20 protein-coding genes and 1 pseudogene are annotated in these 23389 nt (G+C 70.2%); 10 read left to right on the forward strand and 11 right to left on the reverse strand.

What is annotated here, in order from left to right; genetic code table 11:
* Positions 1-10: 10 nt before the first annotated feature.
* Positions 11-1000 (reverse strand): TauD/TfdA family dioxygenase, encoded by a 990-nt coding sequence (locus FHY03_RS02985; protein ID WP_183921777.1) that lies wholly within the window; start codon positions 998-1000, stop codon positions 11-13.
* Positions 1001-1046: 46 nt separating this feature from the next.
* On the opposite strand from FHY03_RS02985, the gene FHY03_RS02990 reads away from it, so the two are divergent.
* A complete protein-coding gene (locus tag FHY03_RS02990; RefSeq protein WP_183928648.1) occupies positions 1047-1997 on the forward strand; it encodes a hypothetical protein in 951 nt (316 codons plus the stop codon).
* 138 nt (positions 1998-2135) lie between these two features.
* On the opposite strand, the gene FHY03_RS02995 is transcribed toward FHY03_RS02990, so the two are convergent.
* From FHY03_RS02995 to FHY03_RS20905, 4 genes are all read right to left on the reverse strand, one after another.
* Positions 2136-3554 carry a glutamate ligase domain-containing protein gene (locus FHY03_RS02995; RefSeq protein WP_183928650.1) on the reverse strand — a complete coding sequence of 473 codons (1419 nt, stop codon included), beginning with the start codon at positions 3552-3554 and terminating at the stop codon, positions 2136-2138.
* A gap of 68 nt (positions 3555-3622) precedes the next feature.
* Positions 3623-4090 carry a hypothetical protein gene (locus FHY03_RS03000; protein WP_183928652.1) on the reverse strand — a complete coding sequence of 156 codons (468 nt, stop codon included), beginning with the start codon at positions 4088-4090 and terminating at the stop codon, positions 3623-3625.
* A 35-nt stretch (positions 4091-4125) separates the two neighbouring features.
* A complete protein-coding gene (locus FHY03_RS03005; protein WP_183928654.1) occupies positions 4126-4806 on the reverse strand; it encodes a hypothetical protein in 681 nt (226 codons plus the stop codon).
* Positions 4807-4914: 108 nt separating this feature from the next.
* Entirely contained in the window at positions 4915-5043 is a 129-nt protein-coding gene (locus tag FHY03_RS20905; protein WP_260158625.1) for a hypothetical protein, read from the reverse strand.
* A 52-nt stretch (positions 5044-5095) separates the two neighbouring features.
* Between FHY03_RS20905 and FHY03_RS03010 the strand changes: the two genes are divergently transcribed.
* The gene (locus FHY03_RS03010; protein WP_183928656.1) at positions 5096-5911 is read left to right on the forward strand and encodes an LD-carboxypeptidase; all 816 of its coding nucleotides are present in this window, start codon (positions 5096-5098) and stop codon (positions 5909-5911) included.
* A gap of 283 nt (positions 5912-6194) precedes the next feature.
* Here FHY03_RS03010 and groL read toward each other — a convergent pair whose 3' ends face one another.
* The 5 genes and pseudogenes from groL to FHY03_RS20915 form a co-directional block, all read right to left on the reverse strand.
* Positions 6195-7838 carry a chaperonin GroEL gene (gene groL, locus FHY03_RS03015; RefSeq protein ID WP_183921783.1) on the reverse strand — a complete coding sequence of 548 codons (1644 nt, stop codon included), beginning with the start codon at positions 7836-7838 and terminating at the stop codon, positions 6195-6197.
* A 55-nt stretch (positions 7839-7893) separates the two neighbouring features.
* Positions 7894-8181 (reverse strand): co-chaperone GroES, encoded by a 288-nt coding sequence (gene groES / locus FHY03_RS03020; protein ID WP_132909544.1) that lies wholly within the window; start codon positions 8179-8181, stop codon positions 7894-7896.
* Between the two features lie 129 nt (positions 8182-8310).
* Positions 8311-9726, reverse strand: a complete 1416-nt coding sequence (locus FHY03_RS03025) for an MATE family efflux transporter (RefSeq protein ID WP_183928658.1) — start codon at positions 9724-9726, stop codon at positions 8311-8313.
* A 292-nt stretch (positions 9727-10018) separates the two neighbouring features.
* Positions 10019-11779 (reverse strand): TonB-dependent receptor domain-containing protein, encoded by a 1761-nt coding sequence (locus tag FHY03_RS20910; RefSeq protein WP_311721293.1) that lies wholly within the window; start codon positions 11777-11779, stop codon positions 10019-10021.
* Between the two features lie 748 nt (positions 11780-12527).
* Positions 12528-13013 (reverse strand): annotated as a pseudogene (locus FHY03_RS20915) (TonB-dependent receptor plug domain-containing protein); the annotation flags it as partial.
* Between the two features lie 366 nt (positions 13014-13379).
* Here FHY03_RS20915 and sppA point away from each other — a divergent pair.
* The 8 genes from sppA (at position 13380) to FHY03_RS03070 (ending at position 21758) form a co-directional block, all read left to right on the forward strand.
* Positions 13380-15257 (forward strand): signal peptide peptidase SppA, encoded by a 1878-nt coding sequence (gene sppA / locus FHY03_RS03035; protein ID WP_183928661.1) that lies wholly within the window; start codon positions 13380-13382, stop codon positions 15255-15257.
* A complete protein-coding gene (locus tag FHY03_RS03040; RefSeq protein ID WP_183921787.1) occupies positions 15257-15838 on the forward strand; it encodes a GNAT family N-acetyltransferase in 582 nt (193 codons plus the stop codon). The genes sppA and FHY03_RS03040 overlap by 1 nt, the downstream gene beginning before the upstream one ends.
* A 162-nt stretch (positions 15839-16000) precedes the next feature.
* A complete protein-coding gene (locus FHY03_RS03045) occupies positions 16001-16441 on the forward strand; it encodes a DUF805 domain-containing protein (RefSeq protein WP_183928663.1) in 441 nt (146 codons plus the stop codon).
* 226 nt (positions 16442-16667) lie between these two features.
* Entirely contained in the window at positions 16668-17309 is a 642-nt protein-coding gene (locus FHY03_RS03050; protein ID WP_183928665.1) for a TonB-dependent receptor plug domain-containing protein, read from the forward strand.
* Entirely contained in the window at positions 17300-19006 is a 1707-nt protein-coding gene (locus tag FHY03_RS03055; RefSeq protein ID WP_183928666.1) for a TonB-dependent receptor, read from the forward strand. The genes FHY03_RS03050 and FHY03_RS03055 overlap by 10 nt, the downstream gene beginning before the upstream one ends.
* 70 nt (positions 19007-19076) lie before the next feature.
* The gene (locus FHY03_RS03060; protein WP_183928668.1) at positions 19077-21125 is read left to right on the forward strand and encodes a carbon starvation CstA family protein; all 2049 of its coding nucleotides are present in this window, start codon (positions 19077-19079) and stop codon (positions 21123-21125) included.
* Complete coding sequence (locus FHY03_RS03065) at positions 21122-21304, forward strand: YbdD/YjiX family protein (RefSeq protein ID WP_183921791.1); 183 nt, start codon at positions 21122-21124, stop codon at positions 21302-21304. The genes FHY03_RS03060 and FHY03_RS03065 overlap by 4 nt, the downstream gene beginning before the upstream one ends.
* 148 nt (positions 21305-21452) lie before the next feature.
* A complete protein-coding gene (locus FHY03_RS03070) occupies positions 21453-21758 on the forward strand; it encodes a helix-turn-helix domain-containing protein (RefSeq protein WP_183921792.1) in 306 nt (101 codons plus the stop codon).
* Positions 21759-21957: 199 nt separating this feature from the next.
* On the opposite strand, the gene FHY03_RS03075 is transcribed toward FHY03_RS03070, so the two are convergent.
* Positions 21958-23355 carry a Gfo/Idh/MocA family protein gene (locus tag FHY03_RS03075; RefSeq protein WP_183921793.1) on the reverse strand — a complete coding sequence of 466 codons (1398 nt, stop codon included), beginning with the start codon at positions 23353-23355 and terminating at the stop codon, positions 21958-21960.
* Positions 23356-23389: the final 34 nt, after the last annotated feature.

The following is a 23389-nucleotide window of genomic DNA, read 5'->3' on the forward strand; positions in this document are numbered from 1 at the left end:
CGCGCCGCCCCTATCGCATCCCCTGCTCGCGCAGCCGCGGGTGATCGGGCGGCAGCGGCGGGGCGAAATCCTCGCGGCGCCAGATCGCGTCGGCCGGCTCCTCGGGATCGGGCCGCGCGAAATCGACGTAGCCGAAATAGGTCGCGATCAGCCGCTCCCCGGGATCGGTGATCGCGGTGCGGCCGTGCAGGAAGCGCGTGTTGTCGAGCATCAGCACGTCGCCGTTCCGCCACTCGACCGGTACCATCAGCCGGTCACCGACCGCCTTGATCGCCTGCAGCCACGCCTCGGGCACCGGGCGCCCGTCGTCGAGCACGGGATGGTCCGGCCGGTTGTTGTTGAAGCGCGCGAACAGCAGGAAATTGCCGAAGGCGGGCGCGTCGGCGAACATCGGCCGGTGCAGCGCCGGGCGCGAGAAGAAGCGCACGATCGTGCCGTCGGGGAAACGCCGGAACTGATAGGGGCAGGCGGACGGCGGCGCCGCAAGCTGCGAGTCGCTCGGTGTCTCGGTGCCGAGCCAGTAGCGCAGCAGCGAGGGCCAGACCGGCTTGATGTACAGCAGCCGGCGGTGCAGCAGCCCGGCGCGCACCGCCTCGGGCAGTTCGCGCGCCAGCGCGACGCCGTCGCAGATCGTCGTCTGCCCGCCGCGGGTCGGTGCTGAGAGGCAGGCGAAGAAGGCGGCGTCGGGCTTCCACGGCTCGCGCGACAGCTCGGGGTGGAGCGCGAAGGCGCCGGTGCCGCCGTCGACGGTGTGGATGTTGGCGGCGGGATCGATCGGCTTGCGGCCGGGACTCTCGTTGACCACGGCGGTGCGGCAGAAACGCTTGGCGAAGTGGCGGAACGAGTCGACGTCGGCGCCGAAGCCGCGGAACAGCAGCGCGCCGTGCGTGCGATACAGGTCGACGACCTCGTCGCGGTCGAGCGCGGCGAGCCGCTCGGCGTCCTCGGCCACGATCAGGACATGAGGGCGGCCCGGCCCCGGCAGCGTGATATCCGGCATAACTTACTGGATTAGCGAGGAGCGACCGTCGGCGCTATAGCGTGCCATGGCCCTGACGCTCGCCGACCTGTACGCCTCGCCCGACCATTATCTCCAGCGCTTCGAGCGCGACGCGGCGGTGTTCGTGCCGATGGACCGCGCCGCCTATCACCGCTCGATCTTCCTCGACGCGCGGATCGCCCCGGCGGCGCCGCAGGAGATGCGGCTGCCGGTGGCGATGCTGCGCGATCCGCCCGCGCCGCGCGCGACCGCCTGGATCTTCCATGTCGCGCACTGCGGCTCGACGCTGCTGGCGCGCGCGCTCGACTCTGTCGAGGGCGGGTTGGTGCTGCGCGAGCCGCAGGCGCTGCGCCAGACCGCGCTCGCGCCCGACCCGGCGCGGCTGGCGCTGGTCGGGGCGATGCTGGGCCGGCGCTACCGCGACGACGCGCCGACGCTGGTCAAGGCCAACGTGCCCGTCAATTTCCTGCTGCCCGCGCTGGCGGCGGCGCAACCGGAGGCGCGCGCGATCCTGCTCTACTTCCCGCTGCGCGACTATGCGCTCGCGATCCTGCGCAGCGACACGCACCGCGCGTGGCTGCGGCGCGTCACAACCGACTTGGCGCCGCACCTCGGCGACCTCGCGGGCGCACCCGACGCGGTTCGGGCGGCGCGGCTGTGGTCGGCGCAGATGACGCGCTTCGCGGCAGCGCTGGCAGCGTGGCCGAACGCCCGCTCGCTCGACGCCGAGCGCTTCTTCGCCGCGCCGAGGGAGGTGCTCGTCGCGGCGGCGCGGCAGCTGGCGCTGCCGCTGGAGGGCAAGTGGCTGGAGGACGTGGCAGCGGGAGAGCTGTTCGCGACCTACTCGAAGAACCCGGCGCAGGCCTTCGACAATGCGGCACGCGTGGCCCGCCGGGCGGCGCTGGAGCGCGAGCTCGCGGCGGAGCTGGCGCTGGCGGAGGCGAGCGCGGGCGACCGGGCGGACGCGCGCGCGGTGGCGGCGGCGGCGCTGGGGTAAGCTACTGAGATCCTCCCCGGCACGGGGAGGGGGACCGCGCCGCGAAGCGGCGTGGTGGAGGGGGGCTTCCACAAGCGCTGCGCCAGGTGGAGAGCCACTCGCCTGCGGCAGCGGTCCCCCTTCCCTTGCGGGGAGGATCTAGCCGCCCCGCCCGTCCAGCATCGCCACCATCTCCGCCGCGAGCAGCGACAGCGTGTCGTCGCGCGCGCCCATCACCACGATCCGGTCCCCCGGCCGCGCCACCGCGACGCAGTGCGCCGCCGCGCTCGCGCGATCGGGGATGTGGATCGCCTGCCGCCCCGCCACGCCCACGTCGCGCACCACGTCGGCGCTGGTCACCTCGCGCGTCACCGTGCCGCCCTGGTAGACCGGGTCGGGCAGCACCAGCAGGTCGTCTGCCGCCAGTCGCCCCGCGAACATCGCCGCCAGCTCGACGCGCATCACCTTGAGCGGGCCGTAGCCGTGCGGCTGGAACAGCACGATCAGCCGACCGGGAAAGGCGTGGAGCGTGTCGAGCGTCGCGGCGATCTTGTCGGGATTGTGCCCGAAGTCGTCGATCACCGTCACGCCCGCGGCGCTGCCGACGAGATCGAAGCGGCGGCGCAGGCCCTCGAACCGCTCCACCCCCGCCACTGCGGCGTCGAGCGAGACCCCCGCCGCCAGCGCCGCGCCGATCGCCGCCAGCGCGTTGGCAACGTTGTGGCGCCCCGGCACCTGCAGCGCCACCGCTCGGCGCTCGTCGCGGTGGTGAAGCGTGAAGCGCGCGGCGAACGGGGCCTCCTCGACCCCGTCGGCGTACAGGTCCGCGCCCGCGTCGCGCAGCGAGAAGCGAGCCACGCGCGCGGGCGGCAGGCGCAGCGCCAGCGTCGCGGCGTCGGCATTGTCGGCGTTGACCACGGCGTGGTGCGCCTTGGCGAGGAAGTCGCCGAACAGCGCGTTGAGCTCGTCGAGCGACTTGTGATCGAGGCTGACGTTGTTCAGCACCGCCACCTGCGGCGCGTAGAGCGCGATCGAGCCGTCGCTCTCGTCGACCTCGCTCACATAGGCGTCGCCCTGCCCCACCAGCGCGCTGGCGAAGGGGCGGTCGGCGCGCGCGACATGCTTCATCACCGCGCCGTTCATCACCGTCGGGTCGCGCCCGGCAGCGCCGAGGATCGCGGCGATCATGCCGGTGACGGTCGACTTGCCGCTCGTCCCCGCCACGCCGATCGGCAGCGCGCTGGCGTTGAACAGCCGCGCGTTGAGCTCGGCGCGCGACAGCCGCCGGCAGCCGAGCCGCGCCGCCGCGACCATGTCGGCCACGGTTTCCTCCACCGCGGCGGAGGCGACCACGATCTGCTCGGGCGCGGTGACGCCGCTGCCGTCCTGCGCGAAGAGATCGATGCCGAGCGCGCGCAGCGCCTCGAACTTGGCGGGGACACGGCCCTGGTCGAGCCCGCGGTCGCTGCCCGCGACGGTCGCACCGCGCCCGCGCAGGATCATCGCCAGCGGCATCATCCCCGATCCGCCGATACCCACCAGAAAGAAACGCTGGTCCGCCACGTTGCCGTCATGCATGGCGCCGGGCTATCCGCCTTCACCGGGCGGGTGGCAAGCGGGAGTGTCGGGACTTCGCCGTGCGACGCTCAGAATTGCTGTCCGGTCGAGCGGACACCCGCCAAGAGCGCGCGAGTTGCGGCACAGGGTGGTCCCAAGAGAATGTCACCGCTGAGATGCCACCGTGCGCCGCCGGCGGACCGGTCGTCGCCGATGAGCCGCACTACCCGCACCCCGCCAACAAGCCCGCCGAGATAATACCAGACGATTGTCTCGTGCCGTCCCATATAGGCGCGGAGGAACTGCCGCTCCGGCGGGCTCGTCGCCGCGGCTACATCGTTGAGTCGAAAAGGAGCGTCCCTCTCCGCGATGCGCAGATGCTGACGCGCGAACTCATCCGCAATCGCCGGCGCCGCGTTTAGCCGCTCGACCCGCCTGTATTGCTTGCCTAGACGGCAGGTAGGAAGGGTAAGCGAGGGAGGACGGCGCACGACTTCGATGCCGCCTTGCGTCAGCGCCAACGACACCAGCGGGAGCGCGGCAATAAGATTAAGCATGAGCCGTCCTTCAACGTTCTAATTACTTGGATCGGTTAACCACAGCTCTGATCCCCCCGCGAGATCGAATAGGTTGTAGAGGCAATCGAGTCAGTGTTCGTATATTTTCCATCACCATGCGTGGTTCGGCCTGCCTCAAACTTAGTGCCAAAGTAGCCGTTATATCCGGTGGCAATCTTGTTCGCCTTATCGATTGCATCCATTTCGGGAGATCCGGGCAAAGCGGCATGACATATCTCGTGCGCCAGCGCCAGAACCGCGGGAACAGACTTAGTCACTCCATTTTCATCCCAGCTAGGGTAAGAAAAGGGATCCCACGACACAGTGTTGTTTTGAGTGTCAAACAGATCCTGTTTGCCACCATCCGCCGTATCAATCCTGATTAGATTAAAGGCTGCGTTGTTTGAGTGCGCCTGGTCGATCACCTGCCTGGCGGTTGCCGAGCCTTCATAAAGCTTGTTCATTGCGTCGTCGAACCCGCTCTTCGCCGGCTGACACCATGTACGACCGCTTACTTTGAATGTCGGCGGCGTGGGTGTACCGCCGCCGATGATGATCGGTGTGCCGACGTCAGCGGCGGGTGGCGGGTTCTTCCCGACGACCACGACTTCGGGCCCGGGCTCGGTGCCTTCCTCGCATGGCTGACCATCTGGCTGCGGACACGGACCGGCTCCGGCTGTGTGATACACCAATTCCGCAGTATCTACCTCAGTCATCACTATGCCTCGCTCACTTGATGAGGCTGACGCAATTGTACATTGTTGGATGACGATTTCACTTATATCTGCGATTAGGAAACCGTTGACTACGCCATCACGGCATTTTCAGAGTGATAATCTCTTCCGTTCGACGGTCGCGCCGCGCCCGCGCAGGATCATCGCCAGCGGCATCATCCCCGATCCGCCGATACCCACCAGAAAGAAACGCTGGTCCGCCACGTTGCCGTCATGCATGGCGCCGGGCTATCCGCCTTCACCGGGCGGGTGGCAAGCGGGAGTGTGCGCGATGCGGATCGGAGTGCTGGCGGCGAGCAGCGTCGCCAACCCGGACGTGATCGCGCCGGTCTCGGCCTTCGCCGCGCTCGCCTTCCCCGAGATCGATCTGGTCTTCCACCCGCAATGCTACGCGCACGACGGGCATTTCGCCGGCTCGGATGCGGTGCGCGCCGCCGCCTTCCTCGAGTACGCCAACGATCCCGCCTTCGACGGCATCTGGTTCCTGCGCGGCGGCTATGGCTCGAACCGGTTGCTCGCGACGATCATGCCGCAGCTGGGCGAGGCGGCGCGGCGCAAGACCTATCTCGGCTATTCCGACGTCGGCTTTCTGCTCGGCGCGCTCTACGCGCGGCGGATCGGCCATCCGGTGCACGGGCCGATGGCGAGCGATATCCGGCGCCACGGTGGCGACGCGACGGTGGCGCGCGCGCTCGGCTGGTTCGCGCGGCGCGACCGCGCCGGGCTGGAGCCGGGGCTCGACGGCCGTCCCGCGGCGGCGTTCAACCTCTCGATCCTCGCCGCGCTGGTCGGCACGCCCTACCTCCCCGACCTCGCCGACCATGTGCTGATCGTCGAGGAGGTGTCCGAGGCGATGTACGCGATCGACCGCATGCTGTTCACGCTCGGCAACGCCACCCAGCTGCGCAGCCTGGCGGGCGTACGGCTCGGCGCGGTGACCGCGGTGAAGGAGAACGACCCCGCCTGGGGCGAGCCGCTCGACGGGATGATGACGCGCTGGTGCGGCGAGCTGGGGGTGCCGTATCTCGGCCGCGCCGAGGTGGGGCACACGCAGACGAACCGGGTGGTGCCGTTCGGGGTGGCGTGAGGGGCGGTCATCGTTGATCCACCTCATTCCCTCTTCCTGTTCCCCGGCGAAGGCCGGGGCCCAGATGGGGGACGCGAGTAAATCCCACTACGGCCCTCCCGACTGGGCCCCGGCCTTGGCCGGGGAACAGGTGATGCGATAAAGCGCAACGCCCCTGCCCCCATACGACAACACCCGGGCAGCGCATACTGCCCGGGTGTCGCTCGTCTCGTGCGAGACGGATCGGCGGACCGACCGTGACTGGCCCCGCCCCGGCCTGAGCCGGCGCGGGACCGTCAGCGGCTTAGAAGTCCATGCCGCCCATGCCGCCCATGCCGCCGCCGGCGGGCATGGCCGGAGCCTTGTCCTCGGGCAGCTCCGAGACGGTCGCCTCGGTGGTGATCAGCAGGCCCGCCACCGACGCGGCGTTCTGCAGCGCGGTGCGCACCACCTTGGTCGGGTCGATCACGCCGGCCTGGACCAGGTTCTCGTAGGTGTCGGTCGCGGCGTTGAAGCCGAGCGAGGTGTCGTTGCCGTCGAGCAGCTTGCCCGAGACCACCGCACCGTCGTGACCGGCGTTCTGCGCGATCTGGCGGACCAGCGAGGTCAGCGACTTGCGGACGATGTCGACGCCGCGCGTCTGGTCGTCGTTCTCGCCGTTGAGACCGTCGAGCGCCTTGGTCGCGTACAGCAGCGCGGTGCCGCCGCCCGGGACGATGCCTTCCTCGACTGCGGCGCGGGTCGCATGCAGCGCGTCGTCGACGCGATCCTTGCGCTCCTTCACCTCGACCTCGGTCGAACCGCCGACCTTGATCACCGCCACGCCGCCGGCCAGCTTGGCCAGGCGCTCCTGGAGCTTCTCGCGGTCATAGTCCGAGGTGGTCACCTCGATCTGCTGGCGGATCGCCTCGGTGCGGCCCTTGATCGACTCGGCATCACCCGCACCGTCGACGATGGTGGTGTTGTCCTTGTCGATCGACACGCGCTTGGCGGTGCCGAGCATGCCGAGCGTGACGCTCTCGAGCTTGATGCCGAGATCCTCGCTGACGACCTCGCCCTTGGTCAGGATCGCGATGTCCTCGAGCATCGCCTTGCGGCGATCGCCGAAGCCCGGCGCCTTGACGGCCGCGACCTTGAGGCCGCCGCGCAGCTTGTTCACCACGAGCGTGGCGAGCGCCTCGCCCTCGATGTCCTCGGCGATGATCAGCAGCGGACGGCCCGACTGCACCACCGCCTCGAGGATCGGCAGCATCGCCTGAAGCGACGACAGCTTCTTCTCGTGGATCAGGATGTACGGGTCGTTGAGCTCGACCGACATCTTCTCCGGGTTGGTGATGAAGTACGGCGACAGATAGCCGCGGTCGAACTGCATGCCCTCGACGACGTCCAGCTCGAACTCGAGGCCCTTGGCCTCCTCGACGGTGATGACACCTTCCTTGCCGACCTTCTCCATCGCCTCGGCGATCTTCTCGCCGACCTCACGGTCGCCGTTGGCCGAGATGATGCCGACCTGCGCGACTTCCTGCGAGCCCGAGACGGGCTTGGAGCGCGCCTGGAGATCGGCGACGACCTTGGTCACCGCCAGGTCGATGCCGCGCTTCAGGTCCATCGGGTTCATGCCGGCCGCGACCGACTTCATGCCCTCGCGGACGATCGCCTGCGCCAGCACGGTGGCGGTGGTGGTGCCGTCACCCGCGATGTCGTTGGTCTTCGAGGCCACTTCGCGCACCATCTGCGCGCCCATGTTCTCGAACTTGTCCTTGAGCTCGATCTCCTTGGCGACCGACACACCGTCCTTGGTGATGCGGGGCGCGCCGAAGCTCTTGTCGATCACGACGTTGCGGCCCTTCGGCCCCAGCGTGACCTTCACCGCGTCGGCGAGGATGTCGACGCCGCGCAGGATGCGCTCGCGCGCGTCGCGGCCGAATTTCACGTCCTTGGCTGCCATGTGGCTACCCTTTCAGATGAACGATTGTTGATAACGTTGAGTTGCCGGGACGGTCTCAGGCGATGACGCCGAGGATGTCCGACTCCTTCATGATCAGCAGGTCCTCGCCGTTGACCTTGACCTCGGTGCCCGACCACTTGCCGAACAGGATGCGGTCGCCGGCCTTGACGTCGAGCGGGGTGACCTTGCCGTCCTCGGCCTTGACACCGGTGCCGGCGGCGACGACCTCGCCCTCCTGCGGCTTCTCCTTGGCGGTGTCCGGGATGATGATCCCGCCGGCCGTCTTCTCTTCCGCCTCAACGCGGCGGACGAGAACGCGGTCGTGCAACGGACGAAAGTTCATTGCTCTTACCTCTCTAAAGGTATGTGACAGTTGTTTGGCACTCCCGTGGGGCGAGTGCCAGCGCCCCGCATATGTGGGGCGTGCCCGCGGCGGTCAACCGGGGTTGCGCGATTTTTCGGGAACCGTGCGTCAGGCCGTGCGTGCGGCCGGGTCAGGCAGCAGGCCGAGCCGCGCGCGCACCGACCAGCGCCAGATCAGCAGCGCCGAGACGACGCCGAGCCCGGCGGCGAGCCCCCACCAGATGCCGATCGCGCCCCAGCCAAAGGTGAAGCCGAGCAGCGCGGCGATGCCGAAGCCGATCACCCAATAGCCGAACACCTGGATCATCATCGGCACGCGCGTGTCCTGCACGCCGCGCAGCACGCCGGCGGCGACCGCCTGCGCGCCGTCGACCAGCTGGAACACCGCGGCGACGCCGAGCAGTTCGACCGCGAGCGCGGCCACCGCCACCTCGCGCGCCGGATCGACATAGGCGCGCACCAGCACCCCCGGCACCGCCCAGAGGATCGAGGCGCTGACGACCATCACCGCGATGCCGGACACGGTCGCGACCCCGCCCGCGCGCCCGACCCAGCGCGGGTCGGCGGCGCCATAGGCCAAGCCGACGCGGATCGTCGCCGCCTGCGCCAGCCCGAACGGGACCTGGAAGGCGACCGCGGCGATGTTGAGGGCGACCGCGTGCGCGTCGATCGCGGTGACCGAGATCAGCCCCATCAGCAGCGCGGCGCCGCCGAACAGGCCGCCCTCCGCCATCCAGCCGAGCGCGATCGGCGCGCCGAGCTTGGCGATCTCGATCATCCGCGGCCATTCGGTGCGCCACCAATTGCCGAACAGGTGGAAGCGGCGCAGCCGGCGATCGGTCGACAGGATCACCGCGTAGCTCGCCGCGGTGGCGAGCGAGGTGAGCAGGCTCGCGATCGCGGCGCCCTCCAGCCCCAGCGCGGGGAAGCCGGCGTTGCCGAAGACGAGGCACCAGTTGGCGGTGACCGCGACGCCGAGCGCGAGCAAGGTCACCACCAGCGCCCAGCCCGGCCGCCCGAGCGCGGCGGCGGTGAGCCGCATCAGCGCCGCCGCCACCGCGAAGGGCGCGGCGAGCGAGAGCAAGCGGCAGAAGCTGCCCGCGCGCGCCGCCACTGCGGCGTCCTGCCCGGCGAGGCGCAGGATCGGCTCGGCGAGGTTGAGCAGCGCGATCACCACCAGCGAACCCGCCGCGGCGAGCCACAAAGCCATGCGGAACGAGCGCCGCACCTGCCGCACCGCGCCGATGCGGCGCCCGAGCGCGGCAGCGATCAGCGGCTCGGCCGCGCCGACCAGCCCGACCAGCGCGAAGGCGAGCAGGTTGAACAGGAACACGCCCAGCGTGGCGGCGGCGAACTCGACCGGCCCGAGCCGCGCGACGAACACGACGTCGATCGCGAACACCGCCATCTGGAGCAGGTTGGCGCCGACCAGCGGCCCCGCCAGCGCGGCGAGTGCGCGCAGCTCGCGCTGCCACGTGGCGGGCGCCCGCTCGGTCAGTGGGTGGAGGGTGGCGGCACCATGCATCGCGGCGTGCCGTAGAGGAGATTGTGCCGCGGTGCACGCGGGTGTTCGCCGGGGCGCGGCGACGGGCGCGGCGGCAGCCTCGCGGCTGCGCTTCGAGACGAAGCTTCGGCGAGCTCAGCCCCTCCTCAGCGCGAACGGAAGGCGACCGATCCGCCACCGTTCGTGCTCTCTTCAGCGCGAACGGAAGCGACCGATCCGCCACCGTTCGTGCTGAGGAGCCACTGAGCCCGTCGAAGTGGCGTCTCGAAGCGGGGCCGCTACCGTGACAGCGGCTACTCTCCGCCGCGCGCCCTCAGAAACGCACGCTCGCGCCCGCGCTGAAGTTGCGCCCGACCAGCCCGGCATAATGCCAGCTGCTCAGGTAGTTCGGATTGCTGCCGTAGGCCGCCGACGCGAGCGGCGCGCGTGCGTCGGTGACGTTCTCCACGTTCAGGAAGAAGCGCAGCTGGTCGTTCACGGTCACGCCCGCGTTCAGGTCGACGTAGAGGAACGGCCGCACATAGCATTGCGTGCCGACGTCACCGCCCTTGTTGATCGGTGCCAGCGTATGCTGGCACGAGAGGTCGATCACGCCGCCCACGGGCGCGATGCGATCGGCCGCGACCTGCTTGATCCGGCCCACATAATAGGTCGTCGTCGCGAGCGAGAAGGCGCCGACCTCCAGCGCGTTCTGCCAATTGCCGCGGATCCGCGGCGTGCCGCTGCCCGACGACAGCTCATATGGTCCGAGCGTCCCTGCGTAACGCTGCACCACGCCATCGGGCGTCACCAGGTCGAGCCGGAGCACGCGGGTGGCGTCGAGACGCTCGATCAGGCGGACGCCGGACGCCAGCCGGATCCGCGCGTTGGCCTGCACGTCGAGGCCCGAGCTCACCTCGTCGTTGGCGTTGACGTATGGCACGTCGAACACGAGCAGACGCGGCAGGGCCTCGGGGTTGGCCGGGTCGGGCGCGTCGACGACGTTGCAGGCGTATCCCTTGGCCACCCTGGCAAGCGCATCGCAGCCGGCGGCCTTGTTGGGCTGGCTGTAATAGGCCGCTATCGCCTCGCTCCGGCGCGGGCCACTGACGATCAGGTTCGACTTCTTGATGTGATAGTAATCGACGGTCAGGTCGAGCCAGCGCGCGGGCTTGATGATGGTGCCGAACGTAAGACTCCGCGAGACCTCCGGCAGGATGTCAGGATTGCCCCTCGCCCCGCTGCCGATGCTGTAGCTGGTGCCATAACTCGCGTTGCCGGCATGCGCCGCGACGAAGCTCGCCGGCGGAGAGAAGGTCGAGAAGCCGGCATAGCTGCTGAGCGGATTGTTCTCGGCGAACGTCGGCGCGCGAAATCCCTGCGAGTATGTGGCGCGAAACGCGATCGGCTCGACCGGCGTGAGCTTGGCGCCGAGCTTGGGCGAGAAATGACCGTAGCCCTGCGAGTAATGGTCGTACCGGCCGGACAGATCGACATCGAGGCCGCGCGTGAACGGTGCGTTCACCTCGAAGAAGCCCGCGCTCACGGTCTGGCGGCCCTGGGCCGAGGAGGTGTTCAGCCCGTAGTAGCTCTGGTCCGCGTTCTGGCTGCGATTCATCAGCGTCTCGCGGCGCAGCTGGAAGCCGGCGCCGACGTTGAGGTCGCCGCCGCCCAGCGCCGTCACCGCCTTGATGAGCGATCCGCCGACCGTCGCCACGGTCGAGGAGGACGGCGTGATGCGGTCGGGCGAGACCTGCGCCCGCGCCGCCGCGCTGTTCTGCTCCGGATGGACGAAGTCATAGGCGCCGGTGTTGATCGCGCTCAGCAAGCCCCGGATGCTGATCGCACCATGCTGCGTGAGGTTGAAATTGTCGCGCGCGTAGACGCCGTTGAGGCGGAAGCTGAGGCCCTCTCCCAACGTCCCCGAGATACCGGCGGTGGCGCGGAACACGTCGACGTAGCGCTCGCTCGCGCCCGGGATGTCGCCGAACAGGTAATAGATGCGCGCGGCCCCCTCGCCGGGGTGGTCGGCATAAGCGGCGGCGTAGGGATTGTTCGGGTTCAGCCTCCGGTCGGCCGCGACGGCGCAGTTCACCCCGGCCGCGCAGACATAGACCGGCAGCACGATCCCCGGATTGTTCGACGCGATCGTGGGGGGAGCCGCCGAACGGCTGGATCTGGCGGATCGCGGACGGCGCGCCGGTGATGCTCAGGTCAGAGTGCGAATAGCTGCCGCTCGCGAACATCTCGAGCCGATCGCCCAGCCGCGCGGTGAGCCGGCCGGTGGTCGAGTAACGCTGCTGGCGCGGCTGGATGATCGAATAATCGTCGACGAGGTTGTGCGCGCAGCCGACGCCCTGCGCGTCCTTCTCGGTCGAGGTGAAGGTACCGTGCGGGCAGCCGTTCGGATCGAGCAGCTGATATTGTTTGGTGAGTGGCGCTCCGGCCCGGCCGGTGAGCGGATCGTTGAGATCGCTCTGCGTCACCCGCGTGACCACCGCCTGGGGGTTCGCGGCAGTCAAAGAGTCGTCGTTGCGGTTGCGATCGGCCAGGCCGCTCGGACGGAGATCGAGCGTGTTGAAGGGGTAACCGCGCGAGTGATTGGTGATGAAACCGTCGGACGTGTACTCGCTGTTAAGGTAGAAGTTGAAGCCCTGCTCCTTATAGTCGCCGAACCCCGCGGTCAGCGTGGCGCGATAATGCGAGCCGTCGCCGTGCGCGGTGGTGCCGGCCTGGACCGAACCGTCGATGCCCTGGACGTTCTTCCGGCTGATCAGGTTGACCACGCCGCCGATCGCGTCCGCGCCGTACGTGGAGGAGGCGCCGTCCTTCAGCACCTCGATATGGTCGACGGTGCTGAGCGGGATCGAGTTGAGGTCGACATAGGCGTTGTGCCCGTCGTCGTTGAGCGGGAAGTTGGCCGAGCGCAGCCCGTCGATCAGTATCACCGTCGAGGACACGCCGAGACCGCGCAGCGACACCGCGGCGCCCCCGGCCGAGAAGCCGTTGCGAAAGCCGGTCGAGATCGAGCCCGCGCCGTCGGCCGACACCGAGCGGATCGCTTCCTGCGCGGTGGTGATGTTGGCGCGCTCGAGTGTCGCCGCGGTCAGCACCGTGGCCGGCGAGATCAAGGTCGTGTTCGAGTCGCGGAACAGGGTACCCGTCACGACGATCTCGTTGCGCGGCTCGAAGGGCGCTCCGGACTGCCGCTGGTCGATGTCCGGCGCCGCGGCGTCCTTCGTCTGTGCGGAGGCGGCGACCGCGGTCAGCACCGCGACGGTGGAGATGCCATGTAATACCGTCGTGCGCGCGGACTTGACCAACATCATCGAATTCTGCCCCTGTAGACCCCCGCGTGCCGCGCCGTTGCTGGTCCGCAGCGCATGCTCACCCGCCTGCGGCGCGACATCGCCGTCACTGCAAAGCCGTGACTTGAGTGCTCCTTAGGAGCGGCATGGCGGGCGGCGCCGATCGGATACGGAAATTTTCGAGCGGCAGCGCTGGAACAGTCGCGACCGCGGTCGTGGCGGCTCGTGCCTGCCGAGACGAGGCCGCGACGGTGCCGGCTCGCTCCTCCGCGTGACCGAAGCTGGGAGGTCAGGCGTTCTGGGCAACCCAAAGCGTATTGCTCACTTGATACACGCCGGGCTAGGCTGGACGCCGCGCGACTCTCCCGCGAGAAGGTGATAATCACGATGAAACTGGTGCGCGGCGCCTGGAAGCTGCTGGTGGGCATCAAGGACGCGCTGGTGCTCGCGGCGATGCTGCTGTTCTTCGCTCTGCTGTTCGCCGCGCTCAACGCGCGCTCGCGCCCCGGCGCGATCAAGGACGGCGCCTTGCTGCTCGCGCTCGACGGCCCGATCGTCGAGCAGCCGGAGGAGATCCAGCCCACCGCGCTGCTCAGCGGTCAGCAGATCGGCAAGCAATATCGCCTGCGCGACCTGCTGCGCGCGATCGACTCGGCGGCCCAGGACGACCGCGTCAAGGCGATCGTGCTCGATCTCGACAAGTTCGGCGGCGGCTATCCGGCGTCGCTCGGCGAAGTGCAGGACGCGCTGCTGCGCGCGCGCAAGGCGGGCAAGCCGGTGCTGGCCTATGCCACCGCTTACACCGACGCGGGCTATCGCCTCGCCTCGGCGGCGAGCGAGATCTGGATGAACCCGCTGGGCGGGACGATCTTTGCCGGCCCGGGCGGCAGCCAGCTCTACTACAAGGGGCTGCTCGACAAGATCGGGGTCAACGCGCACGTCTATCGTGTCGGCAAGTTCAAGTCGGCGGTGGAGCCCTATACCCGCACCGACCAGAGCCCGGAGGCGCGCGCCGCCAGCCAGGAACTGTACGGCACGCTCTTCCAGCAGTGGCGCGAGTCGATCGCGAGCGCGCGGCCCAAGGCGCAGGTGGCGCCGTGGCTGGCGCAGCCGGCGCAGCTCGTCCAGCAGGCGCAGGGCGATGTCGCCCAGGCCAATGTCGCCACCGGGCTGGTCGACAAGCTCGGCGACCGCGTCGCCTTCGGCCGCCGCGTCGCGCAGCTCGCCGGCGGGGACGACGGCAAGCCCGCGGGCTGGTTCCGCACGATCAAATATCAGCCCTATGTCGACGCCGCGCCGCTGCCCAAGACCGGTCAGATCGGCGTGCTCACCGTCGCGGGCGAGATCGTCGACGGCGAGGCGCAGCCCGGCACCGCCGGGGGCGACACGATCGCCAAGCTGCTCTATCAGGGCATGATCGACAACAAGCTCAAGGCTTTGGTGCTGCGCGTCGACTCGCCGGGCGGGTCGGTGCTGGCCTCGGAGAAGATCCGGCTGGCGGTGCTGGAGGCCAAGCGCCGCGGCCTGCCGGTGGTGGTGTCGATGGGCGGGCTCGCCGCCTCGGGCGGCTATTGGGTGTCGACCCCGGGCGACGTAATCTTCGCCGAGCCCGGCACGATCACCGGCTCGATCGGCATCTTCGGCATCATTCCCACGTTCGAGAACACGCTCGCCAAGATCGGCCTCTCGGCGGACGGAGTTAAGACCACGCCGCTGTCGGGCCAGCCCGACCTGCTCGCCGGCACCACGCCGCAGCTCGACGCGGTGGTGCAGTCGGGCATCGAGCACGGCTATCGCGAGTTCCTGACGCGCGTGTCGCAGTCGCGCCGGCTGCCCGTCGAGCGGGTCAACGAGATCGGCCAGGGTCGCGTCTGGGTCGGCGGGATCGCGCACCAGCTCAAGCTGGTCGACCGCTTCGGCGGGCTCGACGCCGCGGTGAGGGAGGCGGCGCGTCGCGCCAAGCTCGACCAGGACAAGCCGCCGGTGGTCTATCTCGACAAGAAACCGGGCTTCGCCGCGCAGATCGCGCAGCAGCTGGCCAGCCAGGAGGACGACGACGACGCCGGCGCTCCCGCCGACGCGGTCGGCCAGCTGGCGTGGCAGCGTCAGCAGGCGTTCGCGGTCGCGCTCGGCGACGCGCAGCGGATGCTGACCGGCGCGACCGTGCGCGCGCAATGCCTCGAGTGCGCCGGGCTCGGCCCGGTGCGCGCCAGCGCGGCGGACCGGACCTTGCTCCAGCTCGTGCTCGCCAAGGTGGGGCTGTAATGCCGCCCGGCCCGATCGCGATCCGCGCCGCCACTGCCGACGACGCCGCCGCGATCGCTGCGATCTACGCGCCCTATGTGCTGCAGGGTACGGTCTCGTTCGAGAGTGAGGCGCCCGACGCCGCGGCGATGCGCGACCGCATCCTCGAGTGGGACGGCTATTACCCCTGGATGGTCGCGGTCTCGCGCGGCGAGGACGGCGGCGAGCGCGGGCTGCTCGCCTACGCTTATGCCACGCGCTTCCGCGACCGTCCGGCCTATCGCTACGTCGTCGAGACCTCGATCTACGCCGCCGGCGCGACGCAGCGGCAGGGCGTCGGCCGGTTGCTGTACGAGGCGCTGGTCGACACACTGCGCGCGCAGGGTTTCACCCAGGCGATCGGTGTGATCGCGCTGCCCAACGACGCCTCGATCACGCTGCACGAGGCGGTCGGCTTCCGACGTGCCGGCGTGTACCGCGAGGTCGGCTACAAGCAGGGACGCTGGATCGACGTCGGTTTGTGGCAGTGCGCGCTCAACGAGTCGGCCATCCCGCCGATCGAGCCGCGCGCCTTCCGCGACGTGGGCGTGCGACGCGACTGAGCGACGGGGCGTGTGACAGCTGAGTGAGTCGGTTCACGCGCTCGGGCGCCGCGCCCATCGCCGCCCGCCAGAACGGGCCACTGCCCCGCTCGACATCGCCGCCCTACCCCGCCCCCACGCTAAGTTTCCCCTACGGCGCAGGCGCGTCGAGGGAGGCGAGCGATGGAGCATCTCACCCGGCCGTGGCGGCTCTACGGCGAGCTCGCCGGGCGCGCGACGCGGCGCGAGCTGTTCGGTTTCGACCTCACGCTGCTCGCCGCGCTGGCGCTCGCCTGGCACGCGCCCGATCTCGCCGCGCCCTGGCTCGGCGCGCTCGACCTGCGCCCCGAGATGGCGCGAGGCGGCGTGCTGCTCGCGGCGCTGGGCTTCGTGCTGCTGTTCGGTGCCGCGCCGGGCGTCGCGGTGCACGCGCGCCGGTTGCATGACGCCGATCGCTCGGGCTGGTGGCTGCTTGTCCCGGTGGCGGCCCCGCTGCTGCTGCTGCCGGGCACGCGCGGCCCCAACCGCCACGGCGCCGACCCGCGCGGATCGGAGCGCGCCGCGCCTGCGCCGGACAGCGCGCCCGAGCCGCTCCGCGCGGCCGCCGCAGCCGCGGCGACCTGAGGACAACAGCCTCGTGCCCGGCGGAGGCCGAAACCCCGATACGGCGAGGTCGGGGCTCAGGTCGCTACCGTTTCCCACCCAGGCTCCAACCTCTGCAGGGCACGAGCTGCGCGGGCCATGCCCGCCCGAGCAGAGCGGATAACCCAAGACGGCGAACCGCCTCGCCCGGTCACCCGACTGTCGCCGAGCAGGCCTAGCTCCCGCGCCGGCAACCGGGGTGTGGACCATGACCATCTTCTACCGTTACGATGCCTTTCTCCTGTCGATCGCCGGGGCCCTGCTCTGCGCGCCCGCCGCGGCGCAGACGCTGCCGCCCGCTCCTTTACCCACCGGCGATACCGCGACCGACCCCGCCCCCGCGCTCGGCGAGGTGATCGTGACCGCGCAGCGCCGCCGCACCGACCTGCAAGAAACCCCCATCGCGGTGTCGGTGCTCGACTCGACCGCGCTGCGCGATCGCCACGTCCAGTCGCTCGGCGACCTGCGCGACGGCGCGATCCCGTCGCTGCGGGTCGCGCCCTTCTACTCGCGCACTTCTGCGCTGATCGTGAACATACGCGGCGTCGGCGTGCTCGCCGACAGCAACCAGCCCGCGCGCGACCAGGGCGTCGGCGTCTATGTCGACGGCGTCTATCTCGGCCGCGCGCAGGGTCTCGGCACCGCTTTGTACGACGTCGCCAGCCTGGAGGTGCTAAACGGGCCGCAGGGTACGCTGTTCGGCCGCAACACCGAGGGCGGCGCGGTCAACATCGTCACCCGCGCGCCGAGCGGCGAACTGAAGCTGCGCGCCGGCGCGGGGATCGGCGATGCGGGCGCGTACAGCGGCGAGGTCCACCTCGACCTGCCCGCGCTGCCGGCGTGGCGGTGAAGCTCGACGGGCTCGTCACCGCACGCGGCGGACTGGTGCGCAACCCGCTGACCGGCCAGACGCCGTTCGACTTCTACGACCGCCGCGGCGCGCACCTCGCGGCGCTGTGGCACCCGGTCGAGGGGCTCAGCGCGGACTATGCGTTCGACACCGCCTATGACGGCTCCTCCCCGCTCTACTACCAGACGGTCACCACCGACACGAAGCCGCAGGCGCCGGCGCAGCCGATCACGCCGCGCCGGGTCCGGGTCGCCGCCGTCGGCGTGCCGCAGCAGGACAGCGTCGGCCGTACCCACGGACACCGCCTCACGCTCGACTGGCAGGCCGCGCCTGGGCTGGAGCTCAAGTCGATCAGCGCGTCGCGTGCCATGACCCAGTCGCAATATGACAACGGCTCGGCGACCAAGTCGGTGTTCGCGCCGCGCAGCGCCTTCGCGCGCTACAGCCTGGCGGCGTTCGATCAGCGCCAGTGGAGCCAGGAGGTGCAGCTGATCGGCGAGACGCCGCAGCTCCACTATCTCGCCGGCGCACTCTATTTTCGCGAGCGGGTCGGCGATCAGGCGCAGGCGTTCAACACGATGCGCTGGAACGAGCGGGGCACCGCCGCCACCCTGCTCTCGCTGACGCCCGCGACGCAGCCGATCGACCGCGCCAGCCGGGTCACCGCCGAGAGCCTCGGCGCCTTCGGCCACGCCACATGGACGCCGCCGCTGGCCGACGCGTGGCTGCATCTCACCGGCGGGCTACGCTGGTCGCGCGACGCCAAGGCGGGCAGCCTCTACATCGTCAACAACAGGACGCCGAGCGTCAACGGCGTGGTGGCACCGCGCGGGCTCGACGCGCGCTGGTCGCGCCTCGACCCGATGGTGACGCTCGCCGCTGACGCCGGGCCCGACCTCCACGCCTACGCCAAGTGGAGCACCGGCTATCGCTCGGGCGGCGCCAACTCGCGCTCGCTCACGTACGCGCCCTTCGCGCCGGAGAGCGTCTCGGTGTGGGAGCTCGGCACCAAGAGCGAGTGGTTCGATCGCCGCGCGCGGCTCAACCTGGCGGTCTATGCCGGCAGCTACGCCGGCATCCAGGTCGATTTCACCGCCAAGTACCTGCAGAAGGATCAGGCCGGTCGCGTGCTGGAGTCGACGCGTACCACCACCGAGACCTTCAACGCCCCCGGTCGCGGCCGGCTGCGCGGTGCCGAGGCCGATCTCACGCTCGCACCGACGACGGGGCTGACGCTCACCGCCTCTTATGCGCGCACCGACCTGCGTATCCCGCCGACCGCCAACCCGTTCCCGCAGACCGACGGTCTGGTGGTGACGACGCCGGTGCGGCTCTACCCGGTCTGCACGCCGCGCGACGCGATCAGCGGCGCGTTCGACTATAACGCCGACGTGCCCGGCGGGACGCTGCGCGCGCATTTGGATGCCAACGCCGACTCGGGCTTCTACGCCAACTACAACGATCCGGAGCGTGACCGGCGCCAGCCGCGCGGCGCCGCCGACGTGGTGGTGAATGGCCGCGTCGCGCTGACCGACGTCGCCGTCTCGCCCGGCGCCGCGGTCGAGCTGGCGCTGTGGAGCCGCAACCTATTCGACGAGCAGCACCTGTTCTATCGCGAATATACCAGGCTGGTGGGAACCGGCGGCTTCTTCAACGAGCGCCGCACGATCGGGCTGGAGCTGGGGCTGCGCTTCTGACACGTGCCCCGTTGATCGCGCCGGGCCTGAGCGCGCATAGCGGGAGCGTGAGAGCGGGGAGCGAGCGACGATGACCAGGCACCTACCATGGATCCTGCTCGCGCTCGCCGGCGCCGCCTGCCTCGGCGTGGTCGCGTCGGTGCGCGGCGAGCCGGTCAACGCGCTGTGGATCGTCGCCGCGGCGCTCTGCGTGTACCTCGTCGCCTACCGCTATTACGCCCGCTACATCGCGCGCGTCGTCGTCGGGGTCGACCCGGCGCGCGCCACGCCGGCCGTGCGCCGCGCCGACGGGCTCGACTATGTCGCGACCGACCGGCGCGTGCTCTTCGGCCACCATTTCGCGGCGATCGCGGGCGCGGGGCCGCTGGTCGGGCCGGTGCTCGCCGCGCAGATGGGCTATCTGCCGGGGACCCTGTGGATCCTCGCCGGCGTGGTGCTGGCCGGCGCGGTGCAGGACTTCATGGTGCTGTTCATCTCGATGCGGCGCGACGGGCGCTCGCTCGGCGAGCTGATCCGAATGGAGATGGGCGCGGTGCCGGGCACGATCGCGCTCGTCGGCGCCTTCATGATCATGGTGATCATCCTCGCGGTGCTCGCGCTGATCGTCGTGCGCGCGCTGGCGGAGAGCCCCTGGGGGCTGTTCACCGTGGTCGCCACCGTGCCGCTCGCCATGGTGATGGGTGGCTACACGCGCTGGTTGCGACCGGGCGCGATCGGCGAGGTGTCGGTGATCGGCGTCGTCGGGCTCGTCGCGGCGATCCTGCTCGGCCAGTCGGTCGCGGCGAGCGCGAGCCTCGCGCCGTGGTTCACGCTGACGCCGGTGGCGCTATGCGTCGGGCTGATCGGCTACGGCGCGGTGGCGTCGCTGCTGCCGGTGTGGCTGCTGCTGGCGCCGCGCGACTATCTCTCGACCTTCCTCAAGATCGGCGCGATCGCGGCGCTGGCGGTCGGCATCGTGCTGCTGGCGCCACCGCTGCGCATGCCCGCACTCACCGACTTCGCCGCCACGGGCCGCGGGCCGGTCTGGGCCGGGCCGCTGTTCCCCTTCCTGTTCATCACCATCGCGTGCGGCGCGGTGTCGGGCTTCCACGCGCTGATCGCCAGTGGCACCACGCCCAAGCTGATCGCGAGCGAGGGCGACGCCGCCTTCATCGGCTATGGCGCGATGCTGATGGAGAGCGCGGTGGCGATCATGGCGCTGGTCGCGGCGTGCATCCTCGATCCCGGCATCTATTTCGCGATGAACGCCCCCGCCGCGATCACCGCGGGCGATCCCGCCACCGCCGCCGCGGCGGTGACCGGGATGGGCTTCCCCGTATCGCCCGAGACGCTGACCGAGACCGCGCGCCAGGTCGGTGAGACCACGATCATCAGCCGCGCCGGCGGCGCGCCGACGCTGGCGGTGGCGATGGCCGAGATCTTCTCGCACGCGATCGGCGGCCCCGCGATGAAGGCCTTCTGGTATCATTTCGCGATCCTGTTCGAGGCGCTCTTCATCCTCACCGCGGTCGATGCGGGCACGCGCGCAGGACGCTTCATGCTGCAGGACCTGCTCGCGCTGGCGGTGCCGCGCTTCGGGGATACGCGCGGCTTCGTGCCCGGGCTGGTCGCGACGCTGCTGTGCGTCGGCGCCTGGGGCTTCTTCCTCTACCAGGGGGTGACCGACCCGCTGGGCGGCGTGAACACCTTGTGGCCGCTGTTCGGCATCTCCAACCAGATGCTCGCCGCGGTGGCGCTGCTGCTCGCCACCGTGGTGCTGTTCCGCATGAAACGCGCGCGCTACGCCGCGGTGACGGTGCTGCCCGCGACCTGGCTGGTGCTGTGCACCGGCACCGCCGGTCTGATGAAGCTGGCGCACCCCGATCCCGCGATCGGCTTCCTGGCGCACGCGCGCCGCTTCGCCGTCGCCGCCGCGCGGGGCGAGGTGCTCAAGCCCGCCAAGACGCTCGCCGAGATGCACCGGATCGTGCTCAACGACCGGATCGACGCGGCGCTGTGCGCGCTGTTCCTCGCGGTGGTGGCGGCGATCCTGGTCTACGCGGTGCGCACCTGCCTGGCGGTACGGCGGCTCGACCGGCCGAGCGTCAGCGAGATCCCGCCGGCGGGAGCGACCGCGTGAGCGCGCTGTGGCGCCGGCTGGCGCAGACCGCACGGCTGATGGTCGGCCAGCCCGACTATGACGCCTATCGACGCCACCTCGCCGAGCATCATCCCGGGCGCGAGGCGATGACGCGCGCGCAGTTCTTCCGCGAGCGCGAGGCGGCGCGCTACCGCGGCGGCGGTGGTCGCTGCTGCTGAGCGGCGGCTCGCCTCCGCCCCCCAGACCTGAACTTCACGTGAAATGGTGATTAATAGCGCGTTGATCTGACGTATGGCACGGCTTAACCTGATGGCCGGCTATAGACGCGCCCCATGGGGCCGTTCCGGTGCGGTGACAGGTGCTCGAATGAGTGTTCCGGACTGGCAGATCAGCGGCACGATGGCCGCGGCACAGCGCGACGCGATCCTGGCGGCGCTGCTCGCCACCGATAACAATCTGACCCATGCGGCGCAGCGGCTGCGCATCGGGCGAACCACGCTCTACCGGCTGATCAAGTCGTACGATATCCTCCTGACCGAGCGCGTGCCGCGCCGTCGCGTCACCGCGGCGGGCGCGCCACGCGCGGTGGACGGGCGCGACGGCGCGGCGTCGCGCGTGATCCTGGTGGACGGGGCGTGGTACCTCGTCCCCGGCGCGGCGCAGGCATCGTGAGGGCGACGTGAGGGAGCGAGAATAGATCCTCCCCTGGAAGGGGAGGTGGCGCGCGTAGCGCGACGGAGGGGTGTCGCCGTCGGCGAAGCGCGCTGGACTCACCAACGGCGTCACCCTTCCGTCAGGCCTTCGGCCTGCCACCTCCCCTTCCAGGGGAGGATTGTTCAACGGTCTTTCCGGCGAGGCCCACTCCCCCCCCTCAGATCGTCCAACCGCTCCGATAGTCACGCGTCAGCAGCGTGTTCGCCTCCGCCGCGTCGGTGATCCGAGCGGCGTTGCCGTCGTACGTGATCGGCCGACCGGCACGCAGCGCAACCATGCCCAGGAGCATCGTCTCGTTGAGCGTGGTGGCATAAGCGAACGGGCACGACGCCTGCGTCTCGCCGCGGATCGCAGCGAGCCAGTTGCGCTCATGCCCCTGCAGCCCGCCCTCGATCCGCGGCAGCGAGCGCGGCACCGCCGCAGCGCGCTCGGCCGCGCCGGCGCCGAACACCACCGGCTTCTCGCCATAGGTCTCGTGCATCAGCATGCCCTGATCGCCGACGTAGAGCACGCCGCCGTCGGGCGTCATCGTCACCTCGGCGGGCAGGTCGTGCGGCGTCGGCGGCATCAGCCCGCCGTCGTACCAGGTGAGCTTGATCGGCCCGCCCTTGGCGTTGCCGAACTCGAAGAAGGTCAGCCCCGCCAGCGGCCAGCTGCCCGGCTGCGCCGGCTGGTCGCGCGACGCCCAGCGCGAGTGGCGCGTCTCCACCCGCGTCGGCAGGCCGGGCTCGAGCGCCCACACCGGGAAGTCGAGCAGGTGCGCGCCCATGTCGCCCAGCGCGCCGGTACCGAACGGGGTCCACCCACGCCAGTTGAAGTGGGCGTAATCAGGGTTGTAGCCCCAGTCGACCGAGGCCGGCCCGAGCCACAGGTCCCAGTCGAGGCTGGCGGGCTTGGCCACCGGATCGGGGCGCGCGATGCCCTGCGGCCAGATCGGGCGGTTGGTCCAGGCATGGACCTCGCGCACGTTGCCGATGGCGCCGCCGCGCAGCAGCTCGACCACGCGGCGACCGTCGTCGCCCGAGTGGCCCTGGTTGCCCATCTGCGTGACCAGCTTGGGGTTCTTGCGCGCCAGCTCGGCCAGCATGCGACTCTCCGCGACCGTATAGGTCAGCGGCTTCTGGACATAGACGTGGAGCCCGCGCTCCATCGCCATCTTGGCCGCGACCGCGTGATGGTGGTCGGGCGTGGCGATCAGGACCGCCTCGATGTCCTTCCGCTTGTCGAACAGCTTGCGATAGTCGCTGAAATGCTCGGCCTTGTCATAGGCGGCGCGCAGCGCGACGCGCTCGGGGTTGGTGTTGCCGTCGCGGCCGAGCAGCGACTTGGCGACATGGTCGAAATCGACGTCGCACGCTGCGACGATATTCTCGCCGGTCAGCCGCGAGGCGTTGGCGGCGCCCATGCCGCCCGCGCCGATCACCGCGATGTTGATCTTGTCGCCCGCCTTGCGGCGCCGCGCCGCCTGCGCGACGCCCGGCAGCGCCCCTGCCATCGCCGTGGCCGCCGCCCCGGCCAGCCACGTGCGGCGGCTGATCCCCTCGCTGATCGTCATCGTCTCTCCTTCGCGTGCGTCGTTGCAGAGGCTT

This window comes from Sphingomonas sp. BK345 (assembly GCF_014193845.1).
Classification (GTDB): domain Bacteria; phylum Pseudomonadota; class Alphaproteobacteria; order Sphingomonadales; family Sphingomonadaceae; genus Sphingomonas.

Coding starts and splice junctions, on each gene's coding strand:
- FHY03_RS02985 (WP_183921777.1), bottom strand. CDS start 1,000: ATGCCGGATATCACGCTGCCGGGGCCGGGCCGCCCTCATGTCCTGATC.
- FHY03_RS02990 (WP_183928648.1), top strand. CDS start 1,047: ATGGCCCTGACGCTCGCCGACCTGTACGCCTCGCCCGACCATTATCTC.
- FHY03_RS02995 (WP_183928650.1), bottom strand. CDS start 3,554: ATGCATGACGGCAACGTGGCGGACCAGCGTTTCTTTCTGGTGGGTATC.
- FHY03_RS03000 (WP_183928652.1), bottom strand. CDS start 4,090: ATGCTTAATCTTATTGCCGCGCTCCCGCTGGTGTCGTTGGCGCTGACG.
- FHY03_RS03005 (WP_183928654.1), bottom strand. CDS start 4,806: ATGACTGAGGTAGATACTGCGGAATTGGTGTATCACACAGCCGGAGCC.
- FHY03_RS20905 (WP_260158625.1), bottom strand. CDS start 5,043: ATGCATGACGGCAACGTGGCGGACCAGCGTTTCTTTCTGGTGGGTATC.
- FHY03_RS03010 (WP_183928656.1), top strand. CDS start 5,096: ATGCGGATCGGAGTGCTGGCGGCGAGCAGCGTCGCCAACCCGGACGTG.
- groL (WP_183921783.1), bottom strand. CDS start 7,838: ATGGCAGCCAAGGACGTGAAATTCGGCCGCGACGCGCGCGAGCGCATC.
- groES (WP_132909544.1), bottom strand. CDS start 8,181: ATGAACTTTCGTCCGTTGCACGACCGCGTTCTCGTCCGCCGCGTTGAG.
- FHY03_RS03025 (WP_183928658.1), bottom strand. CDS start 9,726: ATGCATGGTGCCGCCACCCTCCACCCACTGACCGAGCGGGCGCCCGCC.
- sppA (WP_183928661.1), top strand. CDS start 13,380: ATGAAACTGGTGCGCGGCGCCTGGAAGCTGCTGGTGGGCATCAAGGAC.
- FHY03_RS03040 (WP_183921787.1), top strand. CDS start 15,257: ATGCCGCCCGGCCCGATCGCGATCCGCGCCGCCACTGCCGACGACGCC.
- FHY03_RS03045 (WP_183928663.1), top strand. CDS start 16,001: ATGGAGCATCTCACCCGGCCGTGGCGGCTCTACGGCGAGCTCGCCGGG.
- FHY03_RS03050 (WP_183928665.1), top strand. CDS start 16,668: ATGACCATCTTCTACCGTTACGATGCCTTTCTCCTGTCGATCGCCGGG.
- FHY03_RS03060 (WP_183928668.1), top strand. CDS start 19,077: ATGACCAGGCACCTACCATGGATCCTGCTCGCGCTCGCCGGCGCCGCC.
- FHY03_RS03070 (WP_183921792.1), top strand. CDS start 21,453: ATGAGTGTTCCGGACTGGCAGATCAGCGGCACGATGGCCGCGGCACAG.
- FHY03_RS03075 (WP_183921793.1), bottom strand. CDS start 23,355: ATGACGATCAGCGAGGGGATCAGCCGCCGCACGTGGCTGGCCGGGGCG.